17 protein-coding genes are annotated in these 15,877 nt (G+C 62.7%); all 17 read left to right on the top strand.

The window, feature by feature from the left end; all coding sequences use genetic code 11:
• The first annotated feature begins 52 nt into the window (after positions 1 to 52).
• Positions 53 to 943, top strand: a complete 891-nt coding sequence (gene sppA / locus L4X63_RS10380) for a signal peptide peptidase SppA (protein ID WP_250678559.1) — start codon at positions 53 to 55, stop codon at positions 941 to 943.
• 72 nt (positions 944 to 1,015) lie between these two features.
• Positions 1,016 to 1,552, top strand: coding sequence for a YceD family protein (locus L4X63_RS10385; RefSeq protein WP_250678560.1), 537 nt, complete (start codon positions 1,016 to 1,018; stop codon positions 1,550 to 1,552).
• Between the two features lie 12 nt (positions 1,553 to 1,564).
• The gene (gene rpmF, locus L4X63_RS10390; RefSeq protein WP_250678561.1) at positions 1,565 to 1,747 is read left to right on the top strand and encodes a 50S ribosomal protein L32; all 183 of its coding nucleotides are present in this window, start codon (positions 1,565 to 1,567) and stop codon (positions 1,745 to 1,747) included.
• 54 nt (positions 1,748 to 1,801) lie between these two features.
• Positions 1,802 to 2,860, top strand: a complete 1,059-nt coding sequence (gene plsX, locus L4X63_RS10395; protein WP_250678562.1) for a phosphate acyltransferase PlsX — start codon at positions 1,802 to 1,804, stop codon at positions 2,858 to 2,860.
• Positions 2,857 to 3,837, top strand: coding sequence for a beta-ketoacyl-ACP synthase III (locus L4X63_RS10400; RefSeq protein ID WP_250678563.1), 981 nt, complete (start codon positions 2,857 to 2,859; stop codon positions 3,835 to 3,837). Before plsX ends, L4X63_RS10400 begins: the two co-directional genes overlap by 4 nt.
• A gap of 209 nt (positions 3,838 to 4,046) precedes the next feature.
• Entirely contained in the window at positions 4,047 to 4,979 is a 933-nt protein-coding gene (gene fabD, locus L4X63_RS10405; RefSeq protein WP_250678564.1) for an ACP S-malonyltransferase, read from the top strand.
• Positions 4,976 to 5,716 carry a 3-oxoacyl-[acyl-carrier-protein] reductase gene (gene fabG, locus L4X63_RS10410; RefSeq protein ID WP_250678565.1) on the top strand — a complete coding sequence of 247 codons (741 nt, stop codon included), beginning with the start codon at positions 4,976 to 4,978 and terminating at the stop codon, positions 5,714 to 5,716. The genes fabD and fabG overlap by 4 nt, the downstream gene beginning before the upstream one ends.
• 133 nt (positions 5,717 to 5,849) lie before the next feature.
• Positions 5,850 to 6,083, top strand: coding sequence for an acyl carrier protein (acpP, locus tag L4X63_RS10415; protein WP_012531540.1), 234 nt, complete (start codon positions 5,850 to 5,852; stop codon positions 6,081 to 6,083).
• A gap of 94 nt (positions 6,084 to 6,177) precedes the next feature.
• Positions 6,178 to 7,410 carry a beta-ketoacyl-ACP synthase II gene (fabF, locus tag L4X63_RS10420; protein ID WP_250678566.1) on the top strand — a complete coding sequence of 411 codons (1,233 nt, stop codon included), beginning with the start codon at positions 6,178 to 6,180 and terminating at the stop codon, positions 7,408 to 7,410.
• A gap of 2 nt (positions 7,411 to 7,412) precedes the next feature.
• Positions 7,413 to 7,868 carry a ribose 5-phosphate isomerase B gene (gene rpiB, locus L4X63_RS10425; RefSeq protein WP_250678567.1) on the top strand — a complete coding sequence of 152 codons (456 nt, stop codon included), beginning with the start codon at positions 7,413 to 7,415 and terminating at the stop codon, positions 7,866 to 7,868.
• A gap of 97 nt (positions 7,869 to 7,965) precedes the next feature.
• Entirely contained in the window at positions 7,966 to 9,213 is a 1,248-nt protein-coding gene (gene glyA, locus L4X63_RS10430) for a serine hydroxymethyltransferase (protein ID WP_250678568.1), read from the top strand.
• Between the two features lie 176 nt (positions 9,214 to 9,389).
• Positions 9,390 to 9,815, top strand: coding sequence for an RrF2 family transcriptional regulator (locus L4X63_RS10435; RefSeq protein ID WP_250678569.1), 426 nt, complete (start codon positions 9,390 to 9,392; stop codon positions 9,813 to 9,815).
• A gap of 164 nt (positions 9,816 to 9,979) precedes the next feature.
• Positions 9,980 to 11,353, top strand: a complete 1,374-nt coding sequence (locus tag L4X63_RS10440; protein WP_250678570.1) for a cytochrome ubiquinol oxidase subunit I — start codon at positions 9,980 to 9,982, stop codon at positions 11,351 to 11,353.
• A gap of 13 nt (positions 11,354 to 11,366) precedes the next feature.
• On the top strand, positions 11,367 to 12,395 hold the full coding sequence (gene cydB, locus L4X63_RS10445; protein WP_250678571.1) for a cytochrome d ubiquinol oxidase subunit II: 1,029 nt from the start codon (positions 11,367 to 11,369) through the stop codon (positions 12,393 to 12,395).
• A gap of 298 nt (positions 12,396 to 12,693) precedes the next feature.
• Positions 12,694 to 14,004: a trigger factor gene (tig, locus tag L4X63_RS10450; protein ID WP_250678572.1), complete on the top strand. Its 1,311-nt coding sequence runs from the start codon at positions 12,694 to 12,696 to the stop codon at positions 14,002 to 14,004.
• Positions 14,005 to 14,012: 8 nt separating this feature from the next.
• Complete coding sequence (clpP, locus tag L4X63_RS10455; protein WP_250678573.1) at positions 14,013 to 14,612, top strand: ATP-dependent Clp endopeptidase proteolytic subunit ClpP; 600 nt, start codon at positions 14,013 to 14,015, stop codon at positions 14,610 to 14,612.
• Positions 14,609 to 15,862, top strand: a complete 1,254-nt coding sequence (gene clpX / locus L4X63_RS10460) for an ATP-dependent Clp protease ATP-binding subunit ClpX (RefSeq protein WP_250678574.1) — start codon at positions 14,609 to 14,611, stop codon at positions 15,860 to 15,862. The genes clpP and clpX overlap by 4 nt, the downstream gene beginning before the upstream one ends.
• The last annotated feature ends 15 nt before the right edge of the window (positions 15,863 to 15,877 follow it).

Here is a 15,877-nt window from a genome sequence, read left to right on the forward strand (position 1 = left end):
TACCCAAGGGACCACAGGGCGGTGGCTACAACTCACATTCAGTGGAGGGGGCATGAAACGAGGATGTCTATTCTGGGGCGCCCTGACGGCGGGGGGGCTGCTGCTTCTTTTCGCGGTCTGCGTGGCGGTGGCCACCGCGCTCTTTGGCGACCATGAACGCTTCTCCGGCGAGGACGGCATCGGCTACGTGGAGATCAAAGGGGTCATTGTCGATGGCCAGGACACCGTGCGCCAGTTGCGCGAGCTCAGGAAGAACGAGCGGGTGAAGGCGGTGGTGGTCCGGGTAGACTCCCCCGGCGGCGTGGTCGGCCCCTCCCAGGAGATCTCCGCGGAGATCAAGGGGCTCGCCCGGGTCAAGAAGGTGGTGGTCTCCATGGGAAGCATCGCCGCCTCCGGGGGGTACTACATCTCGGCCCCCGCGACCCTCATCTACGCCAACCCCGGCACCATCACGGGGAGCATCGGGGTCTTGATGAAGTTCTCCAACCTCGAGGGGCTGATGGGGAAGGTGGGGATGAAGGCCTTCACCATCAAGACCGGCAAGTTCAAGGACGTGGGATCGCCTGCCCGCCCGATGACCGCCGAGGAGCGGCAGATGCTCCAGAACGTGATCGACTCCACCCACGCCCAGTTCGTGAAGGCGGTGGCCGAGGGGCGCAAGCTTCCGGTGGAGAGTGTCAGGGCCATCGCGGACGGGAGGATCTTCTCCGGGGAGCAGGCGCTGGCCGTCAAGCTCGTCGACCGGCTCGGCACCCTGCAGGACGCCATCGAGGAGGCGGGCCGCCTGGCCGGGATCAAGGGGGAGCCCCACCTGATCAAACCGCCCAAGAAGAAAACCAAAATGATCGACCTTCTGGTGGAGAGCGCCGCCGACCGGCTGGGAGCCTTGTCGCGGGCCGACGGCGAGGTGAGTGTGGACTACCGGCTCGGTGCCGGATGGTAGCCCATCATTTGTCTTGACAAAATGGCCTCCATCTATATACTGGGAAACTTTGAAAAAGAGGGGGTCCATCCCGTGAAGATACGCGTCGATGACGTTAAAAAGAAGCGGATCGACCTCACTGAAGAGGAACCCGCGGAGCACTACCCGAGTCTGGTCGACATGGAAGCCGAGGATGGCGTAACCTTCACCAAGCCGATCCTCGCCGAGATGTCCGCCCAGTGGGAGTACGGACACGTGAGGGTCGCCGGCAAAGTGGAAAGCGCCGTCCGCCTCAGCTGCTCGCGCTGCTTGACCGAGTACGAATTGCCCCTTTCCTCCGAGTTCACCATCTTCTACACCGAGTCCAAGGGTGATGAGATGGACGAGGAGGTCGAACTGAGCGACGAAGAGTTGATTTCGGCCAGCTACCGCGGGGACGAGATTGACCTTGACCCGGAGATCGCCGAGCAGGTACTGCTCGAGGTCCCGTACAAACCTCTTTGCAAGGAGTCCTGCCTGGGGCTTTGCCCCAACTGCGGCCAGGACCTAAACCACGGCGAGTGCGGCTGCGACCGCGGCGGGATCAACCTTAAAATGGCCGCGCTGAAGAAGATCAAGATAGAAAAGTAAAAGGAGAACACCATGGCTGTACCCAAGAAGAAAACTTCCAAGTCCCGCAAAAACATGAGAAGGGCTCACGACTTCCTGACCGCTCCCACCGTCTCCACCTGCCCCCAGTGCAAGGCCCCCAAACTCCCGCACTGCGTCTGCCCCTCCTGCGGAACCTACAAGGGACGCCAGGTCCTGAACGCCGAAGAAGCTTAATAGCCAGGCGTTCACACTGTCGTGACTTCAGGAAATCCGCTTTCCAGGGGAAATATGAGAGTTGCTGTCGATGTGATGGGGGGCGATAACGCCCCTCATGTTGAGGTCGAAGGTGCCGTAGCCGCAGCCAGGGAGTTCGGAGTACCGGTCACCCTGGTAGGCGACATCGAAAGGGTCAAGGCCGAGCTCGCTCGCTACGACGTGACCGGTCTGGACATCGACCTCTGGCATGCCTCCGAGGTAGTAGGCATGCACGATTCCGCCTCCGACGCGGTCCGCAAGAAAAAGGACTCCTCCATCAGGGTCGCTTTCGAGCTCGTCAAGGAGGGGAAGGCCGCCGCCGTGGTCAGCGCAGGCAACTCCGGTGCCACCATGGCCGCGGGGATGTTCGTGTTGAGGCGGATGAAGGGTATCGACCGTCCCGCCATCGCCCAGATCTTTCCTACCCTCACCGGCAAGACCCTCGTGCTCGATGTCGGCGGCAACGTCGACTGCAAGCCGATCCACCTCTTGCAGTTCGCCATCATGGGCGAGGTCTACGCCCGCTTTGTGATGGGGATCGCCGCCCCCCGGGTGGGCCTTCTCTCCAATGGCGAGGAAGACAGCAAGGGGAACGACCTGACCCGCGAGAGCAGCCTCATGCTGCGTGAAAAGCCGATCAACTACATCGGCTACGTGGAGGGACGGGACATCTTCAACGGCACCGTCGACGTGGTGGTCACCGATGGCTTCGTCGGCAACGTGGTGCTCAAGGTTTCCGAAGGGCTCGCCGAGACCGTGGGCAAGATGCTCAGGGCCGAGATCAAAAGCAGCCTCCTTTCCCAAGTAGGTTATCTCCTCTGCCGCAAGGCCTTCAATAATTTCAAGAAAACTGTGGACTACGCGGAGTACGGCGGCGCTCCCCTTTTGGGGATCAACGGCGTCGGCATGATCTGCCACGGCGGCTCCAACCCCAAGGCGATCAAGAATGCCATCCGCTTCGCCCATGACTACGCGCTGAAAGGGGTCAACGGCCGGATGGCTGACAAGCTCGATGAAAGCTTCCCCGGATCGGCCCGCGAACGCGAGGGCGCACCGGTCCCCGACGCCGCAAAGGAGAAAGCAGCCCAATGATTCGCGCAAAAATCACCGGCACCGGTTCCTGTCTGCCGGAGAAGGTACTGACCAACTTCGATCTCGAGAAGATGGTGGATACCAGCGACGAGTGGATCGTCACCCGAACCGGCATCCGCGAGCGCCGCATCGCCTCGGAGGGGGAGTACACCTCCACCTTCGCCACCCAGGCCGCCCTCAGGGCGCTGGAGGCCGCGGGCGCCAAGGCCGAGGAGATCGACCTCCTGATCATCGGCACCCTGACCCCCGACTTCCCGTTCCCCGCCACCGCCTGCATCGTACAGCAGAACATCAAGGCGGTGAACGCCGCCTGCTTCGACCTCTCCGCCGCCTGCTCCGGTTTCATCTACGCCCTTTCCACCGCCGAAAAGTTCATCCGCTGCGGCCAGGCCAAAAAAGCGCTGGTGATCGGCGCCGAGGTTCTTTCCCGCGTCGTGGACTGGAGCGACCGTAACACCTGCCTGCTCTTCGGCGACGGCGCCGGCGCAGTGGTGCTCGAGGCCGCCGAGGGGGACCATGGCGTTCTCTCCACCCACCTCCACAGCGACGGCAACTACTGGGAACTCCTCTACCAGAGAGGGTGCGGCAGCCGCAACCCGGCCTCCCAGAAGAACCTGGACGACCGCCTGATCTACCTGACCATGCAGGGGAACGAGGTCTTCAAGTACGCCGTGCGCGCCATGGGGGAGGTGGGGCTCGAGGCTCTCACCACCAACGGCCTTACCATTGGCGACGTTTCGCTCTTCATCCCGCACCAGGCTAACCAGAGGATCATCGACTCGGTCGGGAAACGGCTGGGGATCGGCGCCGACCGCACCTACGTGAACCTCGGCCGCTACGGCAATACCTCTGCCGCTTCCATCCCGATCGCGCTCGACGAGGCCTTCCGCGCCGGCCGCATCAAGGATGGCGACGTGGTGCTCCTCGACGCCTTCGGCGGCGGGCTCACCTGGGGCGCGGCCGCCATCCGCTGGTAAATTAGCGAGATACGCAAAAATCCCCCCTGTCCCCCCTGTCCCCCCTTCGCAAGGGGGGGGACGGTTGGGCCACTTTTCCCGGTACTGCTAGGGGAGACGGCTGGTCCTCCTTTTCCGGTACTGCTGGGGAAGGCGGCCGGGGGATCTTTTCCCGGATACTCTTTTGACCCTGTAATGTAAGTTCGCATCACTTCTTAACGAGGGTACCTATGTCCTACGCATTCATCTTCCCCGGCCAGGGCTCGCAGCACGCGGGGATGGGCCGGGAGCTCGCCGAAAATTTCAAAACCGCCGCCCGCACTTTCGAGGAGGCCGACGAGGCCCTGGGCTTCAAACTCTCCACCCTCTGCTTCGAGGGGCCGGAAGAGGATCTGAAGCTGACCGCCAACACCCAGCCGGCCATCCTGGCCGCCAGCGTGGCCGCCTTCCGGGTCCTCAAGGAAGAGGCCACCCTTTCCGCCTCCTTCATGGCGGGCCACTCGCTGGGCGAGTACTCCGCCCTGGTGGCCGCCGGCGCCCTCGACTTCGCCGACGCCCTCCGCACCGTCCGCGCCCGCGGCACCTTCATGCAGGAAGCGGTGCCGGTAGGGGTAGGGGGGATGGCCGCCATCCTGGGTGTCGAGCCTCAGCTCCTCCAGGAGATCTGCGCGGAAGCCGCCCAGGGGGAGATCGTTTCCCCTGCCAACTTCAACTCCCCGGGCCAGATCGTCATCGCCGGCCACGCCACCGCCGTGAACCGCGCCATCGAGATCGCCAAGGGGAAAGGGTTTAGGAAGGCCATGCCGCTTCCGGTCTCCGCCCCCTTTCATTGCGCCCTCATGAAGCCGGCCGCCGACCGCCTGGCTGCCACCCTGGAGCAGGTCGCGGTCTCCCCGCTCGTCACCCCGGTGGTGACCAACGTGGAAGCCAAACCGAACTCCGATGCCGCCCGCGTGAAGCCGCTTCTGGTCGAGCAGGTCTGCTCCCCGGTTCTGTGGGATGCCTCGGTGCAGTGGATGGTAGCTAACGGCGTGACCGGTTTCGTCGAAATCGGCCCCGGCAAGGTGCTGGCCGGTCTGGTCAAGAGGATCGCCAAGGAAGCGGCGACCTTCAACGTACAGGACGTGGCCGGCGTGAAGGCCATGGCGGGAGGTGTTGAATGAGTCTCAACGGACAGGTCGCCCTGGTAACCGGGGCATCCCGCGGTATCGGCCGCGCCATCGCGCTCAGACTGGCTGCCCAGGGGGCCGCCGTGGTGGTGACCGCCACCAGCCTGGAGGGGGCCCAGAATACGGCCGGCGAGATCGCTGCTGCCGGCGGGAAGTCGCTCGCCGTCAAGGTCGACGTCTCCCAGGTGGCCGAGGTGGAGAACCTCTTCAAGGAGGCGCTGGCCGCCTTCGGGAAAATCGACATCCTGGTCAACAACGCCGGGATCACCAAGGACGGCCTTTTGCTCAGGATGAAGGAGTCCGACTGGGACCAGGTCCTCGACGTGAACCTCAAGGGTGCCTTCAACTGCATCAAGGAGGCCGCCAAGGTGATGACCAAGGCCCGCTACGGCCGCATCGTCAACGTGAGCTCCGTGGTGGGGGAGATGGGGAACCCCGGCCAGGCCAACTACTGCGCCTCCAAGGCCGGCCTGATCGGCCTTACCAAGAGCGTCGCCAAGGAGCTCGCCCGCCGCAACGTGACCGTCAACGCGGTCACCCCCGGCTTCATCGAGACCGACATGACCGCCGAGCTGGGTGACAAGGCCCGCGAGGCGCTCCAGGATCAGATCCCGATGGGGAGACTCGGCTCCGGCGACGACATTGCCGCCGCCGTCCTCTTCCTCGTTTCCGACGGGGCGGGGTACATCACCGGTCACGTGCTGTCGGTGAATGGCGGCATGTACATGTAATTCATTGGAGCCGGGATTTGTTGAAAAGGCGCCAAAAATACCTTTTGCAAATTCGGCTTTTCATGCTATGAAACTGAGGTGGCTTAACCCAATCACAATTGTCTGACGCAGCAAATCAAATGGAGGTGTATAGATGGCTTCGATTGAAAAACGCATCAAAGAAATAGTCGCTGAGCAGCTCGGTGTCGATGAGGCTCAGGTAACCAATGAGTCCTCTTTCATGGACGACCTCGGCGCTGACTCCCTCGACACTGTTGAGCTCGTGATGGCTCTTGAAGAAGAGTTCGAAATCGAGATTTCCGACGAGGATGCCGAGAAGATTCAGTCCGTCCAGGACGCGATCGACTACATCACCGATCATACCTGATTCAAACTGACAGTACCCAACGGGGGGAGTTTCACTTCCCCTTTTTCATGCCCGCAGACTGGCATGATGCATCAGATTTCAAGGAGTTCAGCGCATGAGAAGAGTCGTCGTAACGGGTGTCGGCGTGGTCTCCCCCCTGGGGATCGGGAACGGCAAGAACTGGGAGGCCATCGTGGCCGGCAAGTCCGGCATCGCTCCCATAACCCGCTTTGATACTACCGATCTGCCGGTCAAGATCGCCGGCGAGGTCAAGGACTTCGTCGCCGAGGAGTTCATCGACAAGAAAGAGGTCAAGAAGATGGACCTCTTCATCCAGTACTCCCTGGCCGCAGCCCACTTCGCCATGGAGGACTCGGGGCTGGTAATCAACGAGGAAAACGCCGAGAGGGTAGGGGTCCTGGTGGGCGCCGGCCTGGGCGGGCTTCCTGCCATCGAGCGCTACCACACCGCGCTCGCGGAAGGCGGCTACAAGAAGATCTCCCCCTTCTTCATCCCGATGCTGATCATCAACCTGGCTCCCGGCCACATCTCCATGCGCTTCGGGGCCAAGGGGCCGAACGTCTCGTCGGTCTCCGCCTGCGCTACCGGCACCCACTCGATCGGTGACGCCTACCATATGATCAAGCGCGGCGACGCCGACGCCATGATCGCCGGCGGCACCGAATCGACCGTCACCCCGCTTGGCATCGGCGGCTTCGCCGTCATGAAGGCGCTCTCCACCAACAACGACGATCCGGCCTCCGCTTCCCGCCCCTTCGACAAGGGTAGGGACGGTTTCGTCCTCTCCGAGGGCTCCGGCATCGTGGTGCTCGAGGAGTACGAGGCCGCCAAGGCCCGCGGCGCCAAGATCTACGGCGAGATCGTCGGCTACGGCCTCTCCGGCGACGCCTACCACCTGACCAGCCCGGCTCCGGGCGGGGAAGGGGCGGCCCGCTGCATGAAGATGGCGCTCGCCACCGCGGGGCTGAACCCCGAGCAGGTCGACTACATCAACGCCCACGGGACCTCGACCCCCTACGGCGACCTGTACGAGACCATGGCCGTCAAGTCCGTCTTCGGCGACCATGCCTACAAGCTGATGGTCTCCTCCACCAAGTCCATGACCGGCCACCTCCTCGGTGCCGCCGGCGGCGTGGAGGCGGTCTTCACCCTGATGGGGATGCAGAAGTCGGTGGCCCCCCCGACCATCAACCTGCACGAGCCGGATCCCGACTGCGATCTCGACTACGTCGCCAACACCGCCCGCGATGCCAAGATCGAGTACGCCATGAGCAACTCCTTCGGCTTCGGCGGCACCAACGCCACCCTGCTCTTCAAGAGGATCTAGCGATGATAGTGATTGGAAGCGACCACGGCGGTCTCGAGCTCAAGGAGGAGATCAAGAAACTTCTCCAGGAGCGCGGCATCGCCTGCCAGGACCTCGGCACCAACAACGGCGACTCGGTCGACTACCCCGACTTCGGGGTGCAGGTCGCCAAGCGGGTCTCCACCGGGGCGGCCGAGAAGGGGATCCTGGTCTGCGGCACCGGGATCGGGATGTCCATCGTGGCCAACAAGTTCCCGAAGGTGAGGGCGGCTCTGGCCACTGACGTCTTCATGGCCACCATGGCCAAGGAGCACAACAACGCCAACATCCTGGTGCTGGGGGGGCGGGTCATCAGTGCCGGGCTCGCCCGCGAGATGGTCTGCGCCTGGCTCGATACCGAGTTCGCCGCCGGCCGTCACCAGAACCGCCTGGACAAGATCACCGCGCTGGAGGGTGAGCTGAAGATCACCTGCTGCTAACCGGCGGCCGGGGTAACTCCCGGAAAACCCAAGAAAAACGACGGGACTCCATAAAAGTCCCGTTTTCTTTTAACACCAAAAATTTCAGGAGAAAGACATGTCCGTACTGGAAACTTTCGATCCGGCAGTGGCCGAGGCGATCCGCCTCGAGACCGAGCGCCAGGAGTACAACCTCGAACTGATCGCTTCGGAGAACTTCGTCTCCCCGGCGGTTTTGGAAGCCCAGGGCTCGGTGCTGACCAACAAGTACGCGGAAGGCTACCCCGGTAAGCGCTACTACGGAGGCTGCCACAACGTCGACATCGTCGAGAATCTGGCCATCGAAAGGGCCAAGGAGCTCTTCGGCGCCGACCACGCGAACGTGCAGCCGCACTCCGGCTCCCAGGCCAACATGGCGGTCTACTTCTCCGTGCTGAAGCCGGGCGACACCGTGCTCGGCATGAACCTCGCCCACGGCGGGCATCTCACCCACGGCTCCCCGGTCAACTTCTCCGGCAAGCTCTTCAACATCGTCCCCTACGGCGTCTCCCGCGAGACCGGCAGGATCGATTACGAAGAGACCGAGCGCCTGGCCGTCGAGCACAAGCCGAAGATGATCGTGGTGGGCGCCTCCGCCTACCCGCGCGTGCTGGACTTCGAGGCCTTCCGCAGGATCGCTGACAAGGTGGGCGCCGTCCTCATGGTGGACATGGCCCACATCGCCGGCCTAGTGGCCGCCGGGGTGCACCCGAGCCCGGTCCCCTACGCCGAGTTCGTGACCACCACCACCCATAAGACCCTCAGGGGACCGCGCGGCGGCATGATCCTCTGCCGCGAGGACTACGCGAAGACCCTGAACTCCAACATCTTCCCGGGCATCCAGGGTGGCCCCCTCATGCACGTGATCGCCGCCAAGGCGGTGGCCTTCAAGGAGGCGCTCTCCCCCGAGTTCAAGACCTACCAGCAGCAGATCGTCAAGAATGCCCAGGCGCTGGCCGCCGCCCTCACCAAGCGCGGCTTCAAGCTCACCTCCGGCGGGACCGACAACCACCTCATGCTGGTCGACCTCACCGAGACCGAGCTGACCGGCAAGGTGGCCGAGGAAGCGCTCGACCGCGCCGGGATCACCGTCAACAAGAACGGTATCCCCTTCGACACCCGCTCGCCGTTCATCACCTCCGGCATCCGGATCGGCACCCCGGCGGCCACCACCCATGGCCTCAAGGAAGCCGAGATGGAGCAGGTGGCAGGCCTCATCGCCGAGGTGCTCGGCAACGTCAACGACGAGGCGAAGCTCGCTGCGGTGAAAAAGCAGGTCAATGCCCTCATGAAGCAGTTCCCGCTCTACGCCGGCAGGCTCCGGTAACCGGCGGAAACTACAGGTAATCGCAGAGGAGGGGGAGGGAACTCCCCCTCCTCCCACCCCATACCCGGATCGCCATCGCCATGCAGAGAAATTTTTCCTATTGCAGAATTTCCCCTTGACAGCGGCAGCGACCTTAGTTATAACAGGATCAAAATGATCCTAAAGGTGTTTTATCTATGATGGAACTGACCCGCAAGGGAGAATACGCGATTAGAGGCATCATCTACCTGGCCCAGCAGCCCCCGGGGCGGGTATCGCTCATCAGCGAGATCGCGGCGGCGGCCGATGTGCCGCAGACCTTCCTGGCCAAGATCTTCCAGAGCTTCGCCAAGCTCGGCCTGGTGGTCTCCTCCCGCGGTACCGGCGGCGGCTTCGTCCTGGCCCGTCCGGCATCCGCCATCACCATGCGCGAAGTGGTGGAGGCGGTGGAAGGGCCCATCCTCCCCAATCGTTGCCTCCTCGGTGCCTCCTGCGAACGGGGCACCGGGCACTGCCTGGTGCACGACGTCTGGCGCCAGGTCCAGACCGAGGTGGTCAACATCCTCGATGCAGTCACCATTGATACTTTGGCACGTGGCCGTGACGGCCGTGACGCCGCCTGACCGGGCGGGGCACGGCCTTTTGAGCTAAAAAATTTTGCCCAAAAACAGGACTAAGCCGGTCCTAAAGATCCTGTATACAACATCCGGGGTCTTTTTTCTGCGCGCTACGTCAGCCTCTTCGGTATCGGCATAAATTCAGCATCACAACAAAAAGGAGGAAGCAGATGGATGTTCTCACCCTAAGCCGGCTGCAGTTCGCCCTCACCAGCATGTTCCACTTCATTTTCGTACCGCTCACCCTGGGACTCTCGATTCTGACCGCTATCATCGAGACCCGCTACGTGCAGACCGGCAACGAAGTCTACAAGAAGATGGCCAAATTCTGGGGCAAGCTGTTCCTGATCAACTTCGCCATCGGGGTCGTGACCGGTGTCACCCTCGAGTTCCAGTTCGGCATGAACTGGGCGGAATACTCCCGGTACGTGGGCGACATCTTCGGCGCGCCGCTGGCCATCGAGGCCACCGTCGCCTTCTTCATGGAGTCGGTCTTCATCGGGGTCTGGGCCTTCGGGTGGGAAAAAGTTTCTAAGAAGGCGCACCTGGTTTCCATCTGGCTGGTGGGGATCGGTACCAACCTCTCCGCCCTCTGGATCCTTTTGGCCAACGGCTGGATGCAGCATCCGGTAGGTTACGTGCTGAGAAACGGCCGCGCCGAGATGGTCGACTTTCTGGCCGTGGCCACCAACCCGGTCGGTCTCCTCAAGTTCGGCCACCAGGTCACCTCCGGTTATACGGTTGCCGCCTTCTTCGTGATGGGGATCTCCGCCTGGCACCTGCTCCGCAAGCAGAACCCCGACTTCTTCAAGAAATCCTTCGCCATCGCCGCCGTGTTCGGCTTCATCGCCACCATCGCGGTGGCCGTCATCGGTGACCTGCACGCCGCCGAGGTCGCCAAGACCCAGCCGTCCAAGTTCGCCGCCATGGAAGCGGTCTGGGAGAACTGCAGCAACGCTCCCCTCCACCTGATCTCCTTCCCGGACGAGAGCAACCAGTGCAACCTGGTCTCGGCGCTGCCGGTGCCGAGCCTCCTCTCCATCCTGGCCTTCCATGACCCCAACGCCGTCATCAAGGGGCTCAACTCCTTCCCGAAATCCGAGCGCCCGCCGGTCACCCCGGTCTTCATGAGCTTCAGGCTGATGGTCGGGCTCGGCACCCTGTTCCTGCTGCTGGCCGGTCTGGGGCTCTACTTCTCCAAGAAAGGGACCCTCGAGAAGAACCGCTGGTTCCTTTACCTGCTGGTCTGGTCCATTCCGCTCCCCTACATCGCCAACCAGCTCGGCTGGGTCGTCGCCGAGGTAGGGCGCCAGCCCTGGATCGTCAACGGGGTCATGAAGACCTCCGACGCGGTCTCCAAGGCGGTCACCCTGCCGCAGATCATCTTCTCGCTGGTGACCTTCACCCTCCTTTACACGCTGCTCGGTTTCGTGGACATCTACCTGCTGATGAAGTTCGCCCGCAAAGGGCCGGAAGGGCACAACGAGAAGGTAGCCCACGAATCGGATGAGATTTCTTTCGCCGCCGACGCGGCAACCAACTAGGAGGTGAGCTGAGATGGAATTCCAGATTACTTGGTTTGTACTTTGGGGCGTCCTTTGGGCGGTGTACTTCATGCTTGACGGCTTCGTGCTCGGTGGCGGCATCCTGCACCGCGTGCTGGCCAAGACCGACGCCGAGCGCCGGGTGGTGATCAACGCCTTCGGCCCGGTGTGGGACGGCAACGAGGTCTGGCTGCTGACCGCGGGCGGCGCGACCTTCGCAGCCTTCCCGACCGCCTACGCCCAGATGTTCAGCTACCTTTACACCGCGCTCTTTTTGCTCCTCGCCTCCCTCATCGTGCGCGGGGTCTCCTTCGAGTTCCGCAGCAAGGAGGAGGGGGCTGCCTGGAGAGGCACCTGGGACACCGTCATCGTGGTCACGAGCTTCCTCCCGGCCCTGCTCTTCGGCGTCGCTTTCGGCAACATCTTCGAGGGGCTTCCGATGGACGCCCAGGGGTACCACGGCGGCCTGCTGTCGCTCCTTAACCCCTACGGACTGGTGACCGGCGTCCTCTTCGTGCTCCTGTTCCTCGTGCATGGCGCCCTCTACCTCTCCCTCAAAACCGTCGGCTCCCTGAGCAAGAAGGCGGAAGATCTCGCCAAGACCCTCTGGCTGCCGCTCACCGTGGTCGCCGTCGGCTTCCTGGTCTTCACCGCCTTCGCCACCAAGCTCTACAACACCTACCTGGCCCACCCGGTGCTGCTGATCGCCCCGGTGCTCGCCGTGGTGTCGCTCCTCTCCATCCGGGCCCTGCTGGCCAAAGCCGCCCCGGGCAAGGCCTTCGCCGCCTCCTGCCTGACCGTGCTGGCCGTGGTGGCCACCGGCGTGATCGGACTCTTCCCGAACCTGATTCCGTCCACCCTGGACCCGAACTACAGCCTGACCATCTTCAACAGCTCCTCCTCGCTGTACACCCTGAAAATCATGACCGCCGTCGCGCTGATCTTCGTCCCGATCGTGATCCTCTACAAGATCTGGGCTTACCGGGTCTTTAGGGAGCGGCTCACCACCGAGGCGGTACTGGCCGACCACGAAGCCTACTAACTCTTCCGCAGTACCCGCTCCCCCAGCCCGGCCGGCTGGGGGAGCGCCCGTTTTACCCCCTCCCGATCGCCGGAACCTTCAAAAGGGTATTCTAGGTTGACAAATTCACTCCTCCTTTGTTACTTTACGCCTTTGCCGCGTGCCCAAATGCGGCCGCCCACCGGCGGCCCCCGGGTGGCAACTGGCCAACGACGCCCCGTAGAACCCTCCACGTTTCCCCGCCGATACCACGCACGAGGCATTGCGGCAGGCCCGATCCTGCCGCTATAGATTGATTAAGTGATAAAGAGAGGAAATCATGCAGAGCAACATCGAATCGCTGAGCAACATCAAGAAGAAGATAAATCTCACCGTTCCCGCCGACCGCGTCAACGCCGAGGTTGACAAGGCCTACGCCGAGATCCGCAAGCAGGCCGCCATCAAGGGCTTCCGCAAAGGGAAGGTTCCCATGAGCCTGATCGAGAAGCACTACGGCGATAAGATGGCCGAGGAAGTGGTGAAGACCCTCATCAACGACACCTACTACGCCGCGGTAGCCGAGCACGGCCTGGAGCCGGTCTCCTACCCGATGATCGATTCCGATCCCTTGAAGCCGGGCGAGCCGTTCAGCTACTCGGCCACCGTCGAGGTCTACCCCAAGGTCGAGCTCAAGGAGTACCTCGGTCTCCAGGTCTCCAAGGAGCAGCTCTCCGACGACCACGAGGAGGCAGTGGCAGCGCGCCTCAAGCAGCTCCAGGAGAACCTGGCCCAGCTGGCACCGGCCGCCGAAGGGCACGCGGCCGCCAACGGCGACTTCGTCACCTTCGACTTCAAAGGGACCATCGACGGCGTCCCCTTCGAGGGAGGCGAGGCCCAGGACTACCAGCTCGAGCTCGGTAGCGGCCGCTTCATCGCCGGCTTCGAGGAGCAGATGGCCGGCATGACCGTCGGGAGCAAGGGGACCGTCAAGGTGACCTTCCCGGAGAGCTACGGCAACAGCGAACTGGCCGGCAAGCCCGCCGAGTTCGCGGTCGAGATCAAGGAGATCAAGGTCAAGGAACTTCCCGAGCTGAACGACGACTTCGCCAAGGAATTCGGCGAGTTCGAGACTCTCGATGAGCTCAAGGCCAAGCTTGCCGAGGTGCACGCCTCCCAGGAGAACCAGCGGGTGGAGAACGACCTTCGCGAGCGCGTGATGAAGGTCCTGGTGGCCAAGAACGAAGTGGAGGTCCCCGAGGTGCTGGTGGAGCGCCACCTGAAGGTGCTCCTCGACCAGTCCAAGCAGAAGCTCGCCGCCCAACGTCTCACTTTAGAAATGATGGGACTTACCGATGAGGGGTACAGGGCACAGTTCCGCGGCGCGGCGCGCGACCAGGTCAAGGGGTCGGTGATTCTCGACGCCATCGCCGACAAGGAAGGGGTCGAGGTGACCGACGAGGACGTCCAGCAGCGCGTCGAGCTGATGGCGGCCTCCAGCGGCCAGGACGTCGAGAAGATCGCCTCCTACTACCGTGACAACGAGCAGGCCAAGAACAGCCTCGGCGCCCAGCTGCGCGAGGACAAGGCCATGCAGTTCGTGCTGGACAAGGCCAACGTCGTGGAGCTTCCCAAGGATCAAATCAAAGACTAGGAGCCAACATGCTGGTACCGATTGTAGTTGAGCAGACCGGCCGCGGTGAGCGGTCCTACGACATCTACTCGCGCCTTCTGAAGGACCGGATCATCTTCCTGGGCGGTGGGATCGACGACAACGTCGCCAACCTGGTGATCGCCCAGCTCCTCTTTTTGGAGGCCGAGGATCCGGACAAGGACATCCACCTCTACATCAACTCCCCCGGCGGGGTGGTGACCGCAGGGATGGCCATCTACGATACCATGCGCTACATCAAGGCGCCGGTATCCACCATCTGCATCGGGCAGGCGGCCTCCATGGGGGCCTTCCTGCTCTCCGGCGGCGAGAAGGGTAAGCGCTTCGCGCTCGCCAACTCCCGCATCATGATCCACCAGCCGCTGGGCGGGTTCCAGGGGCAGGCCACCGACATCCACATCCATGCGAAGGAGATCCTCCGCATGAAGGACCAGTTGAACGAGCTGTTGGCCGAGCACACCGGCCAGCCGGTAGAGAAGGTCGCCGCCGACACCGAGCGCGACTACTTTATGTCGGGCGAAGAGGCGGTCACCTATGGTATCATTGATGCAATAGTGACCAGGAACATCGTTACAGGAGGTGCCAAGTGAGCAGACGGGATGACCGTTCGGATACGCTGATCTGCTCTTTCTGCGGAAAGAGCCAGGAAGAGGTGAAGAAGCTGATCGCGGGGCCTACGGTCTACATCTGCGACGAGTGCATCGAGCTCTGTAACGACATCATCGCCGAGGAGTCGAAGCTGGAGGATGCCTCGGGGACCGACGTGAGGAAGCTTCCCAAGCCGCAGGAGATCAAGGAGGTCCTGGACGAGTACGTGATCGGCCAGAGCCGCGCCAAGAAGGTTCTGGCGGTTGCGGTCTACAACCACTACAAGCGGGTCGAGGCGGCCACCAAGCCGGGCGACGTGGAGATGCAGAAGTCCAATATCCTGCTCCTGGGCCCCACCGGCAGCGGCAAGACCCTCTTGGCCCAGACGCTCGCCCGCATCCTCAAGGTGCCGTTCGCCATGGCGGACGCCACCAACCTCACCGAGGCGGGCTACGTCGGCGAGGACGTCGAAAACATCATCCTGACTCTTTTGCAGGCGGCCGACTACGACGTCGAGAAGGCGCAGAAGGGGATCATCTACATCGACGAGATCGACAAGATCGCCAGGAAGTCGGACTCCCCCTCCATCACCCGCGACGTCTCGGGTGAGGGGGTCCAGCAGGCGCTCTTGAAGATTATCGAGGGGACCATCGCCTCGGTTCCCCCCAAAGGTGGCCGCAAGCACCCGCAGCAGGAGTTCCTGAAGGTCGACACCACCAACATCCTCTTCATCTGCGGCGGCGCCTTCCCGGGGCTTGACAACATCATCCAGCAGCGGATCGGCATCAAGACCCTGGGCTTCGGGGCCGACGTCAAGAAGAAGGTCGAGAAGAAGGCGGGCGAGCTTTTGGCCGGGGTGACCCCGGAGGACCTCCTGAAATTCGGCTTCATCCCCGAGTTCGTCGGCCGTCTCCCGATGCTCGCCTCCCTGGCCGAGCTCGACGAGGAGGCCATGGTGCAGATCCTCAAGGAGCCGAAGAACGCTCTGATCAAGCAGTACCAGAAGCTCTTCGAAATGGAGCATGTGAAGCTGAAATTCACCGACGGCTCCATGATCGCCATCGCCCGCGAAGCGCTCAAGAGAAAGACCGGCGCCCGCGGCCTCCGCTCCATCCTGGAGAACGCGATGCTCGACATCATGTACGAGATCCCCTCCCAGAGCATGGTCAAGGAGGTGGTCATCAACGAAGAGGTGATCTACTCCAAGGAAAAACCGATCATCGTCTACGAGAACGTCGCCGAAAGCGCCTGAGACGGACGGAGAAAC

The sequence above is a fragment of the Geomonas sp. Red32 genome, assembly GCF_023652955.1.
Taxonomy (GTDB): Bacteria; Desulfobacterota; Desulfuromonadia; order Geobacterales; family Geobacteraceae; genus Geomonas.